10 protein-coding genes are annotated in these 13832 nt (G+C 76.2%); 2 read left to right on the forward strand and 8 right to left on the reverse strand.

What is annotated here, in order from left to right; all coding sequences use genetic code 11:
• Positions 1-261: 261 nt before the first annotated feature.
• The 8 genes from ACLQ2U_RS11420 to ACLQ2U_RS11455 all read right to left on the reverse strand — a co-directional run bounded on the left by ACLQ2U_RS11420 (position 262) and on the right by ACLQ2U_RS11455 (position 12020).
• A complete protein-coding gene (locus ACLQ2U_RS11420; protein ID WP_425750841.1) occupies positions 262-801 on the reverse strand; it encodes a hypothetical protein in 540 nt (179 codons plus the stop codon).
• A gap of 17 nt (positions 802-818) precedes the next feature.
• Positions 819-2933 (reverse strand): hypothetical protein, encoded by a 2115-nt coding sequence (locus ACLQ2U_RS11425; protein WP_425750842.1) that lies wholly within the window; start codon positions 2931-2933, stop codon positions 819-821.
• A 23-nt stretch (positions 2934-2956) separates the two neighbouring features.
• The gene (locus ACLQ2U_RS11430; RefSeq protein ID WP_425750563.1) at positions 2957-4069 is read right to left on the reverse strand and encodes a VWA domain-containing protein; all 1113 of its coding nucleotides are present in this window, start codon (positions 4067-4069) and stop codon (positions 2957-2959) included.
• Positions 4066-6432 (reverse strand): DUF5682 family protein, encoded by a 2367-nt coding sequence (locus ACLQ2U_RS11435; RefSeq protein WP_425750564.1) that lies wholly within the window; start codon positions 6430-6432, stop codon positions 4066-4068. The genes ACLQ2U_RS11430 and ACLQ2U_RS11435 overlap by 4 nt, the downstream gene beginning before the upstream one ends.
• A gap of 14 nt (positions 6433-6446) precedes the next feature.
• Positions 6447-7550, reverse strand: a complete 1104-nt coding sequence (locus tag ACLQ2U_RS11440) for an ATP-binding protein (protein ID WP_425750565.1) — start codon at positions 7548-7550, stop codon at positions 6447-6449.
• On the reverse strand, positions 7547-11233 hold the full coding sequence (locus tag ACLQ2U_RS11445; RefSeq protein WP_425750566.1) for a WGR and DUF4132 domain-containing protein: 3687 nt from the start codon (positions 11231-11233) through the stop codon (positions 7547-7549). Before ACLQ2U_RS11445 ends, ACLQ2U_RS11440 begins: the two co-directional genes overlap by 4 nt.
• A gap of 67 nt (positions 11234-11300) precedes the next feature.
• Positions 11301-11627, reverse strand: a complete 327-nt coding sequence (locus ACLQ2U_RS11450) for a hypothetical protein (protein ID WP_425750567.1) — start codon at positions 11625-11627, stop codon at positions 11301-11303.
• 162 nt (positions 11628-11789) lie between these two features.
• Positions 11790-12020 (reverse strand): hypothetical protein, encoded by a 231-nt coding sequence (locus ACLQ2U_RS11455; RefSeq protein ID WP_425750843.1) that lies wholly within the window; start codon positions 12018-12020, stop codon positions 11790-11792.
• 164 nt (positions 12021-12184) lie between these two features.
• Between ACLQ2U_RS11455 and ACLQ2U_RS11460 the strand changes: the two genes are divergently transcribed.
• The gene (locus ACLQ2U_RS11460; RefSeq protein ID WP_425750568.1) at positions 12185-12916 is read left to right on the forward strand and encodes a histidine phosphatase family protein; all 732 of its coding nucleotides are present in this window, start codon (positions 12185-12187) and stop codon (positions 12914-12916) included.
• Positions 12900-13769 (forward strand): NAD(P)H-hydrate dehydratase, encoded by an 870-nt coding sequence (locus ACLQ2U_RS11465; RefSeq protein WP_425750569.1) that lies wholly within the window; start codon positions 12900-12902, stop codon positions 13767-13769. The genes ACLQ2U_RS11460 and ACLQ2U_RS11465 overlap by 17 nt, the downstream gene beginning before the upstream one ends.
• The last annotated feature ends 63 nt before the right edge of the window (positions 13770-13832 follow it).

Genomic DNA, 13832 nt, shown 5'->3' on the forward strand with positions numbered 1-13832 from the left:
CGTGAACGGAACCGGGGCGGGGCAACCGTGCGGCCCTTACGCTTGCCGGTGATCGAGGCGAAGGTACTTCATCGGCTCAGCCGGCGCCGTACTCCTGGGTGTTCTGAGTCAGTACATCGAGCAGCAGAACCGCTCGGTCCAGAGCCCGCTCGGGCCCGGTAGCCCTCCCGCGCGGGCCTTCACGCCCGCCCTGAAGGGCTCGAGCACTGGCCCACATCTTGCTAACCGCTCCCGGCGGGTGCCGAAAGCGCGGCGGGCGACTCAGGGCGTCTCGGCGTCCAACGGTAATGGCACCGCGACGGTGCTGCCGGCGCCGGACGCGGAGTGCTCGGGTGGCGGCCGGTGGCCGTCCGGGCGCCGGCTGTGCAGACGGCCCGCCCCCGCCGGTCCGTTGCGGCGAGCCACCTCGCATGTCACCAGGTGGATCGGCGGCGGTGGTGCGACGAAACGGCCCGGGCCCCAGCGCACCCATACCGCGACGCGGCCGGCCTCGGCCTCCGCCGCCAGCTTCTCCCAGGTGCGACGCCGATCGGTGTGGTCGACCTCGATGACGACGGGCGGCCCGTCCGGCCTGGCACACGCCACGTCGAGGACCGATTGCTGGTGCGACAGCGGCGGCGGTAACGCCATCACGCTCGGGGCCCGGCGATAGACCCGCCAGTCCTGGTCATTCGCCCAGGCGACCACGGATTCGATGATCCGCGCCGTCACCGCGTCGGTGGTCAGGTCGACGAAGGTGAGCGCTGCGAGACTGCGCTCGAGCGAGGCCGCCAGCCGTTCACCGTCCTGCCCGCCGCCCATGAGCGCAGGGTAGCGGCTCACCGGGACTCCGCGGTGACCAGCAGCCGCAGCTGCGCGTCCACCCAGGCGTTGACCGCCGCGTCGCCCGGCGCGGGACCGAGCGTCCCGGCCAGCGCGCGCAGCGCCGCGCCGCACCGGTCCAGCCCGGCCGCGGCCAGCGCCGCGCCGGAAGCGCGCAGCCGGTCGGGGAAGCCGGCCGGCAGGTGCCGCAGCCCCGCGTGGGCGGCCTGCGCGAGCAGCCCCAGCCCCTCGCGCAGCGCGGCGTCCACCGCGTCCGACGGCTCGGCGTTCGCGCCGGCCAGCGTGCCGTCGCCGGTCCCCGGAGCGAGATCGGGTACGACCACCGTCCGGTCGGCCACCACGGCGAGGGGCTCGATGACCAGCCCACCGGCGCCGCGCCGGACGGCGCCGCTGACGTACCGGGGGGTGCCGTGCGCGCCGGCCAGGGCGGCAGCGAGGCTGTCCAGCGCGGCCGGGCAGACCGAGCGGTGCACCGCCGAGATGGTCGCGGTGCCGCCGGACGGGGCGGCGACCACCGCGTCGAGGCGCTGCTCGCCGGCGGCGTACCCGACGGCGCGCACCTCGCCGATCTCCACCACCCGCACCGACTCGGCGTCCGTGCGCGGCCGCAGCGGCCGGGGCGGCAGCTCGGCGAGGGCCGTACCGAGCGCGTCGAGGTCCTGGACCAGCACGCCCGGTGGCAGCTCGCCCCATGAGCCGGCCCCCGGCGAGACGGTGGTCCGGGCGATCCGGCCGGTGGCGAACCGGATCCGCCCGGAGGCGCCGCGCACGGCGGACTCGGTGACCACGTTGGCGCCGGCCAGGGCGCCGACGGTGGTGCCGGCGACCCGACGGCCGGCGAGGTCGTGGCCGGTCACCCGCCCGACGTCGGCGCGCGGCCAGTCCCGGCGCAGCACCAGGACGCCCGCCCCGGCCGGCTGGGCGAGGAAGACCTCGACGGTGAACTCGTCCGCCGACTCGCGCACCCGGGCGCCGAGCCCGGTGAGCCGCTGCCGGCGCAGCGGTGTCTCTGCGGGCTCGTCGGTGCCGAGCACCCGCTCGACAGGGCTGGCGCCCCGGTTCACCACCGCCCGCCGCCGGGCGGGCAGCTCCGCGAGCACCTCGGCGAGCTGCGCCGGTCGGTAGCGGGCGCCGCGGGCGGCGTACGCGTCGAGCTGCGCGGCCAGCTCGTCCAGCGCGAGCAGCGGCCAGCGCAGCCCCGCGGCGTCCAGGTCGCGCCGGGCGGCGGCGAGGGGGGCCGCCGCGCCGGCGCCGGTGTGCACCGCCCCGGCGAGCAGCACCTCCCCGGCCAGCGCGACCGCCCGGTCGAGCACGGCGACATCCACCTCGGACGTCCCGCCGCCGATCCGGACCTGCGCCTCCCGCAGGCCGGGTCGTTCCCGGTCCGCCACCCGGTACGCCCAGACCGCCAGCGCGACCGCCTCCGGGCCGCCGTCGGCCGCGTCGGCGTGGGCGAACGCGATCTGGTGCGGCACCAGGAACCGGACGGTGCCGGTGGGCAGCTCCACCTGCGGCACCGGGTCCTCGGCGGTGGGCCGGCGGACCCGGGCGACGTACCCGCGCCGGTGCCGGCGTCGGGCGGCGGCGAACGCGGACCCGCCGACCGCCTCGGCGAGCGCCTCGTCGGTGACGTCGCCCGGCGACCAGGTCTCGAACCGGCCCGGCGCCGCCGCCCCGGCCACCGGGACGGCCGTGGTGGGCCGGCCCGGCCCGGCAGCGGGACCGGACGCGCCGCGGGCTTCGGCCACGACCTCCGACGACGGAGGGACCGGGTCACCGGTGGGTGGACCGCCGACGGTGGTCGCCGACGGTCCCGGGCCCGCCGCGGGGGCCGCGGCGATCTGCCGCTGGTAGGCGAACACGAGGACCAGCAGGTGGCGGCAGATGCCCGGTGCGCCGCACGAGCAGCTGCCCGCGCCGAGGCCGCCGGCCGGCGGCAGGCTGCTGTGGACGCCGTCGGGGTGGTCGGCGTGGACGGTGCCGTCGTCGTCGGTGCGCAGCGCGGGCGCCTCGCCCCCGTCCACCGCCCTGCCGGCCCGCTTCACCAGGCCCCGGTTGGTCAGCGTGGCGAGCACCTCCGGGGTGAGCGCCAGCAGGTCGGCACGGACCACCGTCGCCCCCTCGGCCCGCCCGGTCACCGGCCCACCCGCTCGGCGACGAAGGCGGCCAGCTCGCCCGGGGTCATCGCGCCGACCCCGGCCCCGACGTCGGCCAGCCGCTGTGCCATCGCCCGGTCGTACGCCGGGTTGGCCTCCTCGTCGAGCGCGGCCAGGCCGAGCACGTGGGTGCCCTGCTCGACCAGCTGCTTCACGGTTCGTACCAGCTGCGCCTCGCTGCCGCCCTCGTAGAAGTCGGTGATCAGCGCGACGATGGCCCGGCGCGGGTTCTCGATCAGCTGCGCCCCGTACGTCACCGCGCGGGCGATGTCGGTGCCGCCGCCGAGCTGCACCTTCAGCAGCAGCTCGACCGGGTCGTCCACGTCGGCGGTGAGGTCGACGACCTCGGTGTCGAAGGCGACCAGGTGGGTACGGACGCCGGGCAGCCCCCACAGGCAGGCGGCGGTGACCGCGGCGTGGATCACCGAGCCGACCATCGACCCGGACTGGTCGACCAGCAGGATCACCTGCCACCGGTCCAGGTGCCGGCGGGTGCGGGAGAAGAAGTGCGGGGTACGCACGTGCAGCCGTCGCTCGTCCGGGCGCCAGTGCGCCAGGTTGGCCCGGATGGTACGCCGCACGTCGAAGTTGCGGGCCTGCCGGAACCGGCTGGGCCGGCGGGCCCGGGCGCCGGAGAAGGACTGCCGTACGTCGGTGGCCATCCGCTCCATCAGCTGCCGGACCACGGTCTCGACGATCCGCCGGGCCAGCCGCAGCACCTCCGGGTTCATCAGGTGCTTCGTCCGCAGCACCGCCCGCAGCAGGGTGGCGCTGGGTTCCACCCGGGCCAGCACCTGCGGATCGGTCACCACGTCGTGGATCTCGTAGCGCTCGACGGCGTCGCGTTCCAGCCGTTCCACGGTCTCCCGGGGGAAGAGCCGAGTGATCTCGTTTAGCCAGTCCACCGTGGTCAGCAGCGACGGTCCGCTGCCGCCGCGGCGCACGTCACGCCGGTCGAGCTCCTCGTCGCGCCCGTAGAGCCAGTCGAGCGCGGCGTCCCGGCCCGCCGCGGCCTCGCCGAGCGCGCCGAGGCTGGACCGGGCGGGCTCGCCGAGCACCAGCCGCCACCGTTCCAGGGCGGGGTCGGTCATCGCGGGGCTCCTTTCGGATCGGGCCCGGCGGAGAGCAAGCCCTCCCGGGCGAGCAGGGCGTCGACCCGGGCGTCCAGCGCCCGGGCCCGGGCGACGAGCAGCGGGTCGGCGTCGAGGCGCAGCAGCGTACGGGCCGACGCCGCCGCCCCGCGCAGGTCCAGCACGTGCCGGGCGATGGCCTCCCGCTCGCGGGGCGGGAACCAGCCGAACGCCTGCCGCAGCGCGGGCAGCGCCACCAGGAAGTCGTGCGGGGACATCGCGGCGAGCAGGCCGTCGACCACCGCCAGCAGCGCCCGATCGCCGTCGACGACCTCCTCGCGGGCCAGCGCGAACAGGCCGGCCAGCCAGTCGCCGAGCACCGTCGGGGCGGCGACCGCCCGGACCGCCCGGGCCGGGTCGCCGCCGGCGCCGAGCGACCAGCGCAGGCCGAGGGCGGCGCCGCGCAGGTCCGGCGGGGCGCTCGGGTCGGCCGCGATCCGGGCGGCCACGGCCAGCGCCGGCGCGGCGTCCTTGCCGAGCGTGGGTCCGGCGTACCGCAGCGCGTCGCGGACCGCGACCAGCGCCGCCAGCCGGCCGGGTTCGGCCGGCGCGGTGGCCGCGTGGACGCCCTCGGCCAGCCAGAGCGCCCGGTCGACGGCGGCGGTGATGACCGCGGCGAGCGGCGCCGCGCCGGCGCTGCCGAGCAGCCGGTCGTGCCGCCAGAGGCCGAGCGCCACGGCCAGCGCCCGGCCCAGCTCGCGCAGCTCGGTGACCGCGCCGACCGCGTCGGCGATGGCCGCGAGCGCCCGCGCCGAGTGCGCGCGCAGGCCGCAGAGCGCGGTGTCGAAGAGCAGCGTGGCGAGGGCGTCGACGTCCCCGCCGACCAGGGTGATCCGCTCCTCGACCAGGGCGGTGACCGCGTCGAGCACGGTCGGGCCGTACCCGCCGGCCTCGATCACCTCGGCCAGCCGGTCCGGCGCGGGCCGGGCCGACCAGTGTTCGGTCAGCACCGCGTCCGCGCCGACCCGGGGGCCGCGCTCGCGGACGTGGCCGGGGACGCCGAGCAGCCGGAGCCGGTGCAGCAGCCGGCTGCGGTCCAGGTCGGCCGGGTCGGTGAGGTCCAGGTCGACGTCGTCGGAGAGGTCGACCCCGTGTCGGCGCAGCTCGGCCTCGACGTCGCGCACCAGCGGCGGCAGCGGGGTGTCCGGGTGCAGCCGCCCGCTCCGCTCGCCGCTGAGCGCGGCCACCATCTCCACCACCGCGGGGTGGGTGCCGGCGGCGAGCCGCCCCCGGGCGGTCCACGGCAGCGGCTGGTCGAGGGCGTCGGAGACCAGGGCGGAGACCAGGCCGTCGAGCACGTCGACGCGGGCCGGGTGGGCGTGCCCGCGCAGCCGGGCCAGGCCGCCGGCCATGGTCCGCGCGGCGATCAGGTCGGCGGTGGAGACCGGCTGCCGGCGGGCCCGCAGCCGGGTGGCGACCGTCTCGACCAGGGCGTCGGCGGCCCGCTCCGGGCCGTCCTCCCAGACCCGCTGGTAGTACGCGGGCGAGGGCATGCCGGACTGGTAGCCGTCGAAGGCGTCCAGCCGCTTGAAGGAGTACGGCACCAGGTAGCTGCCCGCCACCGCGCCCGCGCCGGGCGCGGGCACCTCCGGCCAGCCGGCGTCGTCGATGACCGCCCCGGCGTCGTCGGCGTCGGTGGGTGGTCCGGCCCCGTCGGTGGTCGGTGCGGCGTCGACCAGCCGGACCAGCGCCGGCCGGTGGAAGCCGCCGGTGACCACCAGCACCGGGCGACCGCCGGCCCGGGACCGGGCCGCCCGCACCCAACGGGCCATGTACGCCTCCCGCGCCGCGTCGTCCTCCCCCGCCGCGGACTCCCCGCGCAGCAGGTCGAAGTAGGCGGCCAGCCGCTCGGCGAGCCCGTCGTCCGGCCCGATCTCGAACAGGTGGTCCCAGAGGGCGTCCACGTTGTCCACCGCGAGGGTGGCGCAGAGCCGCGCCACCGCGTCGGCGTACCGCTGGTCGGCGTCGGCGTACCGGTTGGCGCGCCGGGCGAGGGCCGGATGCCAGGCGGGCAGGTCGATGAAGCGGACCTCCGCCCCGGCGGCCCGTCCCTCGGTCAGCGCCACCCACTCCGGCGAGTACCCGCAGAACGGGCTCCACGAGGCGTGCCGCCGCCCCGAGTCCCGGTACGCGGTGAACACGGCGATCGGCAGTTCGTGGCCGAGCAGCAGCTCGTCCAGCCGGTCGTTGAGGTCGACCGGCCCCTCCACCAGGACGTACGCCGGGCGCAGCGCCGCGATGGTGGCCGCCACCAGCCGGGCGCAGGCCGGGCTGTGGTGGCGGACGCCGAGAACCGTGACGCCGGCCGGATCACTGGTCGGCATCGGCCGGGCAGCCATCAGCCGGGCAGCAGGTGCCGGGCGTCGTGCAACGCCTGCCACTGCGCACCCCTGCGCCGGGGAACCTGCTGCTCCAGGTAGCGGCGCAGCCGGGCCAGGTCCTCCGGGTCGTCCTTGGCGGCGGTGCCGGCCAGGCAGGCGACCATGTCGGCGGCGTCGCCGGCCTCGCCGCGCAGGAACCAGCCGCGCAGCCCGACCGCGTGGGCGACCGACACGGCCTCGGCGGTGCTCATCACCGCCGAGAGCCGCTCCATCGCGTCGCCCCGCTCGGTGAGCCCGGTGCGCAGCTCGCGGAACGTGGTGACCAGCACCTCCAGCACGTCTCGCCGGGGTGGCACGGTCACCCCGGAGCGCTGGAGCAGCACGCCGGCCTCCGCCTCGACCAGGTCCAGTTCGGTGGCGAGGTCCGGGATCGGGAAGACGGTCTCGAAGTTGAACCGTCGCTTCAGCGCGGCGCTCATCTCGTTGACGCCCCGGTCCCGGGTGTTCGCGGTGGCGATCACGTTGAAGCCCTCCCGGGCGAAGACCATCGCGTCCGGCCCGGGCAGCTCCGGCACCGCGAGCACCCGGTCCGACAGCGGGGAGAGCAGGCAGTCCTGCACTTCGAGGGGGCAGCGGGTGATCTCCTCGAAGCGGACCACCCGGCCCTGGGCCATGCCGCGCAGCAGCGGCGCCGGCACCAGCGCCCGCGGCGACGGGCCGTCCGCCACCAGCAGGGCGTAGTTCCACGAGTAGCGGATCTGGTCCTCGGTGGTGGCCGCGCCGCCCTGGATGGTCAGCGTGGAGTCCCCGCTGACCGCCGCGGCCAGCAGCTCGGACAGCAGCGACTTGGCGGTGCCGGGCTCGCCGACCAGCATCAGCCCGCGGCTGGTGGCGAGGGCGACCAGCGCGCGGTCGATCAGCGACGGGTCGCCGACGAACTTGCGGCTGACGCCGGCCGCCGGGTCGCCCAGAATGAACCGGCGGGCCGCCCGCAGGCTCAGCGCCCAGCCGGGCGGGCGCGGGTCGGCGTCGTCGGCGCGCAGCTTCGCCAGCTCGTCGGCGTACCGCAGCTCGGCCGGGGGCCGCTGGGCCCGCTCGGCCGTCGGGTCGATGGTGGTCACCGGACCACCTCCGCGAGGTCGCGCAGCACCTCGGACGCGGTGACCGCGTCGAGGTCGCCGAAGCGCACCCGGCCGCCACGCGAGTGCCACTCGCCCACGGGACGGTCGTTCACCCAGATCTCCTCGATCTTCTGGTCGGGGAACATGTCGACCACACCGACGGTGATGCCCGGATCGATGTTGACCACGATCGCCCGGTCGCCGGGCAGCTCGCGCTCCAGCCACGGCTGGATGCCGTTGTCCTGCGCGTCGGAGCGGCGCCAGCCGCGCCGCTCCAGGCCGAGCAGCCGGCCGGTCGGGACGGCGAGGCCCGCGTACCGGCTGAGCAGGCGCTCGTCCCGCTCGGCGTCGTCGAGCCGGTGCACCTCCCGGCCGAGCTGGGCGAAGGGCTGGAGGATCTCGTAGTCGGCGAAGATCTCGGCCCAGGCGGGCAGCGCGCCGCCGAGGTGCAGCGGGTGCGCGATGCCGACGACCGCGTCGTCCGGCAGCGCGTACGCCTCGTCCTCGACGTCGGCCACGCTGCGGTCCTCGGCGACCCGGAACGCGGTGCCCACCGCCCCGGTGTCGTCGTAGGTCGCCCAGACCAGCCGCCGGACGACGTGCCAGAGCAGCGGGTGCTCCAGGAAGTGCCGCCGGAAGTCGGCAGCCGACCAGCGGCGCTGGGCGACCATGGCAGCCTCGAACCGGCGGATCTGGTCGGCGGCGAGGGTGCGCACGTCCTTCTTCAGCCCGGTGAAGCGCTGGTACGCCGCCGGCGCGAGCGCCTGGTCGTCCCGGGCGCCCGGCTTGGGCAGCTCCTTGCGCCGCGCCCCGGCACCGTCCACCACGTACGGCTTGAGCTGCTCGTCGAAGCCGACGGTGAACCGCCGCGGGCCGTAGTCGAGGACCAGGCTGCCGTCGGCGTCCAGCCCCAGGTCGGGGACGAGCCGGTCGCCGAGCTGCTCGGCGTCGAGGCCGAGGTCGGTGGCCACCTCGGCGACCTTCTGCGCGGCCCGTTCCCGCAGCCCGCGGAACTTGACCTTCTGCGAGATGGCCCAGAGGTGCATCAGCGCCACGTCCGTGCCGATCGCGGCGAGCACGTCCAGCCCGGTGACCGCCCTCGCGTGCCCACCCTCGCCGGGCCAGGTCCGGATCACCGGGGCGAGCCGGCGGGCGGTCGCGTCGTCGCCGATCCAGCCGAGCGCCGGCAGCACCCAGCCCTCCTTCGCTGGCGCGCCGGCGGCCTGCCAGCGCTCGAAGAGCGCCCAGCCGAACTCGGCCAGCGACGTCGGGTCGCAGGCGTCGCGGACCAGACCGACGCCCGGGTAGACCTCGCCGGGCTTGGAGATGGCCAGCATGGTGCAGAGGTGCCGCAGCGCGTCCGCGGGCAGCGCCGCGGACCGGTCGCGCAGCAGCACCGGCGGCAGCACCACCGGGTCGAGCCACTGCGGCAGGGCCGGGATCCGGGCCGGCAGTTGCTCCAGCGGGTCCACGTCGAGCAGCGTGACGGTGCCGGCCACGGCCGGCTCGCCGTACTCCCGGGCGGCGTCCAGCACCAGGTTCCGGTGCTCGGCCGCGGTCACCCGCAGCGCCCGCTCGGCGGCCCGCCGGCGCAGCCCGGCCGGCCCCAGCGCCGTGGGCAGCAGCGCCCGCGCGGCGGCGGCCGGGTGCCGGCGGAACCAGGCCAGGGCGGCCGGACGGGCCGACTTGAGCCGGTCGAGCCAGTCGGCCATCAGGTCGGCGACCTCACCGCTGGCGTACGGCAGCAGCACGTCGGCGGCGGTCTGCGGGGTGCTCCGGGCGACGTGCAGGGCGGCGGGCAGGGCGTCCAGCTCCAGCCGCCCGACCGCACGCCGCATCCACGCGCCGGTGTCCCAGGTGTCCCTCGGCCGCCACGACCGCGCCAGCGGACGGGCCACTTCCTCGGGGGCACGGGTGAAGAACGCGATGCCGTCGCCGTCGCGGTAGCGCCCGGCGGCGATCTGCGGGGCCAGGTCGCTGAGGTCCTCGCCGCGGCGCCACCACGACATGTAGTACGAGTGGGTGGCCGCCCACTGCTCCCGCTCGCCGGGCGCCCAGACGATCGCGGTCTCGTCGGGCCGGACCAGCCCCGGCACCACGGGCGGCGCCGCGCGGTGCCGCTTGGCCAGCCAGGGCGGGCTGACCAGCACCGGCGGCAGCCGGTCGGGGTCCGCCGGGGTGACGGCGCCCTGCTCGGCGCCGACCCGCTCGACCCGCTCCCGGTCGGCCCCGTCCAGCAGCGGCAGCGCGGCGGCGACCGCGGCCGGGTTGGTGAGCACGTGGCCGCGCAGCAGCGTGGCGGCGTCCCGGGCGGCGCTGGTGCGCCCCTGCGCTGCCCGGGCGAGCAGGCGCACCCCGCGCACCGGGAAACGCCGGAGCATGTCGAGCACACCGGCCTGGACGTACTTCCGGTCGAGGCGGTCCAGCAGCAGCCGCATCGCCTCGTCGGTGGGGAAGGCGGAGATCAGCGACACCAGCCGCTGCTTGCCCGCCGCGTCGACGTACTCCTCGTCGAACCATTCGGCGAGCAGCGGGGCAAGCGCCGGGCCGACGGTGGCCGCGCCGGCGGTGACCGCGGCCGGGTCGTACATGACGGAGTAGACGTTGAGGTGGCCGGCCATCCGGGCGAACCGCTCGGCGGTGTCGGCCGAGAACATCATCAGCTCGGCAAGCAACTGGTCACCGAGCCGGTCCACGGCCGGGACGTCCTCGGCCAGCCAGGCGGTCTCGGTGGGCATGAGGAAGGAGGTGGCCACCCGGACCGGCAGCGCGGCCTCCCGGTAGGTGGCCAGGGCGGTGCGAGCGGCGGCGTACTCCTCCTCGGTCGCGACGGCGAGGTGAGCCCGGACCCGCCGCAGGACGGCCAACCGGGCGTCGCGGTAGTCCCAGTCGGCCCGGTCGCCCTCGGTCCGCGTGAACACGCAGGTGCGACCGCCGCGGCTGTCCCGCGCACTGAGCGCCGCCGACTCGACCAGGCCACAGGCCGCGCCGACCACCCCGTCGGTCGCTACCAGCAGGTCGCCCAGGATCCGAGCCCGGTCGGTGTCCCGCCAGCCGATCTCGTGCGTCACCGCGACCACCAGCGCGCCGGCGCCGAGCGGCGTCCGCTCGCCGGCCCGCCAGGCCCGCAGCGCGTCGACCACCTCGGGGTCGCCGCCGTTGCCGATCAGCCGGTCGATACCGGCGCGCAGCGATTCCAGCAGTTCCTCGCCGGCTGGGCGGGCCTTCTCCCTGGTCGGCAGGGCCGGACCGGTCGCGCCGCCGCGCCGGGGCACGAGCGTGCGCCGCCACCCGACCGGCACGACGAACGTCTCCTCGTCCGGCAGCGGGTGGCCCGGCTCCCCGGCGGCGTCGACCGGGTCCACGTCGGACCCGATGGCCGGCGGGGTCTCCGACGCTCCCGACGCGGCAACCACGGCGGACCCGGCAGGGGCACCGGTGGCGACCGGATCGACGGGCGCGGCGGGGGTCCCGGCGGGGGCCGACTCCACGTACCCCTTGCGGAGCTTCTCCGCGACCAGCTTGTCGACGTGCGCGGTGGCCTCGGCGTCGGAGCCGAACTCCTTGACCTGGGTCCGCCCCTCCGACCCGATCCGTCCATAGCCGACGGTCACCGTCGTGCCGGCCCGGTCCACCTGCCAGAACTTCGCCGCGCTGCCGCTGACGTAGTCGAATCTGCGCACGCCGTCTCCTTGATCACCCGCGTTGTGCGGGGACCATAACCGCACCCACCGACAGCGTGGGGGGCGGTCAGGAGACCAGCAGGAGACCGATCGCGATCAGCGGCACCGAGACGAAGAGGAAGACGCCGATGCCGGTCAGCACCCGCCCGCCACCGCCGCTCTCCTGCTCCGGCGCCTTGCCGAAGATCGCCCGACTCTCCATCGTGCCGATCCGGCTGAGGGTCAGGTCCCCGGTCACCCCGAGCAGCGCACCGAAGATCATCAGAGTGAAGCCGTAGCGCTGGGTGAAGTCGCCGCCGCGGGCGGCGTGCCAGACCGCCGCGGCGACCGCCGCGAGCGCCACCGCGATGACGATCAGCACCAGCGCCTCACGCAGGCCCTTGACCACGGTCATCCGTATCCGCCTCCCCGTCGGAGCCCGCCCCGTGCGGGATCGGAGGCGTCATTCTCCCGGGTCGATGGAATCGGCGCCGCCCCGTTTCCGACCGTGGTGGGGCGGGAAGACGAAACGACCGGATGAACCCCAGGGGTCCACCCGGTCGCCGTTGCGCTCCGGTCAGCCGTTCTCCCGCTGCATCCGCTCCATGAGCATCTGCTTGCCCTGTTCACCTGCCTTGCGGTTGTTGTCCTGGATCTTGCGGAACCAGGTGGCGAGTTCCGTGTCGCCCCGGGCTTCGGCGTCCGCAATGTAGGTCTGGAGTTGCCAGATGTGCTGGAGCGACATCTGCACCGCGTGGATCAGGTCGTAGTTCTTGTCCTTCACCGGGCTGGCCGGCTCCTTCACCATGGTCGCCACGGCGTACCTCCCCTGGTCGGTGTGGTCGGTGCCAGCGGTTACCCGCCCTCGCCGGGTTCACGCACCGTCCCCCACCACCATTCGAGTCCCGGAGGGTGCGGCCGCCGCCGAGCCGGCACGGTTACCCGCTGCGAAGCCCGGGTACGCATGGGCCCATGGCGGAACTGGCAGCCCTCTGGATCGTCCGGCACGGCGAGAGCACGGCGAACGTGGTCGCCTCCGCGGCCGAGGCGTCCGGCGCGGAGCTGATCGACCTGACCCACCGGGACGCCGACGTGCCGCTCTCCGCCACCGGCGAGGAGCAGGCCCGGGCCACCGCCCGCTGGCTGGCCGGGCTGCCGGACGAGCGCCGGCCCGACGTCGCGGTGATGTCGCCCTACCTGCGGGCGGTGCGGACCGCCGAGCTGGCGCTCGCCGGCACCGGCATCCCGGCCAGCCGGGACGAGCGGCTGCGCGACCGGGAGCTGGGCATCCTCGACGGCCTCACCGGTCACGGCGTGCAACGGCGCTTCCCGGAGGAGGCCGCCCGGCGCCGCCGGCTCGGCAAGTTCTACTACCGGCCGCCGGGCGGGGAGTCCTGGACGGACGTGGCGCTGCGCCTGCGGGCGCTCCTCGGCGACCTGCGCCGCGACCACGAGGGCGGGCGCGTGCTGCTCTTCGGCCACGACGCGCTGGTGTTCATGCTCCGCTACCTGGTCGACGGGCTGACCGAGGCGGAGCTGATGGGGTTGACCCGGGAACATGTGATCGCCAACTGCTCGGTGACCGGCTGGTCGGCGGACGCCGACGGCCGGCTCGTTCCGGACACCTTCAACGACGTACGCCACCTGCACCAGCAGGGTGCCCGACCGACCAGGGAGGACGAGGTCCGTGCCGAACCGGTCTGACACCCCGGTCATCACGCCGGCGCTGCTGCGGGACTGGGCGCTGCCCGTGCCGACCGGCGGCAAGGAGCAGCGTGGCACGGTGCTGGTGGTCGGTGGCTCGCGGTTCACCCCGGGCGCGGTGCTGCTGGCCGGGGTGGCCGCGCTGCGCGCCGGCGCCGGCGTGCTGCAACTGGCCGCCGCCGAGTCCACCGCCGCCGCGCTGAGCATCCAGGTGCCGGAGGCCCTGGTGGTGGGCCTGCCCGAGACCCGCGACGGCGCCGTTGCCGGCGACCCCGGGGACCGGCTCGGCGACCTGGTCGGGCGGGCCGACGTGGTCGCGGTCGGCCCGGGCCTGAACGACATCGACCAGACCCGCTCGCTGCTGCACCTGGTGCTGGCGACGGCCGGGCCGGAGGCCGCGCTGGTGTTCGACGCGTACGCGCTGGGCGCGCTCAGCCACGAGCCGGACCTGCTGGTGGGCTCCGGCCGCAAGGTGGTGCTCACCCCGAACCTGACCGAGGCCCGGCACCTGCTGGACCGCGACCCGGGCGACGACCTGGACGCCGAGGCCCGCGAGCTGGCCCAGCGGTACGACGCGGTGGTCTCGCTCTACGGCCACATCGCCACCCCGGACGGCGCAGGCTGGCGGGAGGAGAGCGGCGACGCCGGGCTCGGCACGTCGGGCAGCGGTGACGTGCGCTCGGGGTTGCTGGCCGGGCTGCTCTCCCGGGGCGCGGAGCCGGCGCAGGCGGCCTGCTGGGCCGCGTGGGCGCACGCGGTCAGTGGTCAGCGGCTGGTCCCCCGGTTCGGCCGGATCGGCTTCCTCGCCCGCGAGCTGCTCGACGAGATCCCGCACACCCTCGCCACCGTATGACGGTCACCGACCAACCGAACGGATGTGTGTAACGCCACATCTGCTCCCTACGCTGTTGGTTCG

Origin of the sequence: Micromonospora sp. DT47 (genome assembly GCF_049844475.1) — a bacterium.
GTDB lineage: Bacteria > Actinomycetota > Actinomycetes > Mycobacteriales > Micromonosporaceae > Micromonospora.

Bases quoted from the DNA above. Each gene is read 5' to 3' on its own strand.
- ACLQ2U_RS11420 (WP_425750841.1), bottom strand. From the start codon at position 801: ATGGGCGGCGGGCAGGACGGTGAACGGCTGGCGGCCTCGCTCGAGCGC.
- ACLQ2U_RS11430 (WP_425750563.1), bottom strand. From the start codon at position 4,069: ATGACCGACCCCGCCCTGGAACGGTGGCGGCTGGTGCTCGGCGAGCCC.
- ACLQ2U_RS11435 (WP_425750564.1), bottom strand. From the start codon at position 6,432: ATGCCGACCAGTGATCCGGCCGGCGTCACGGTTCTCGGCGTCCGCCAC.
- ACLQ2U_RS11450 (WP_425750567.1), bottom strand. From the start codon at position 11,627: ATGACCGTGGTCAAGGGCCTGCGTGAGGCGCTGGTGCTGATCGTCATC.
- ACLQ2U_RS11455 (WP_425750843.1), bottom strand. From the start codon at position 12,020: ATGGTGAAGGAGCCGGCCAGCCCGGTGAAGGACAAGAACTACGACCTG.
- ACLQ2U_RS11460 (WP_425750568.1), top strand. From the start codon at position 12,185: ATGGCGGAACTGGCAGCCCTCTGGATCGTCCGGCACGGCGAGAGCACG.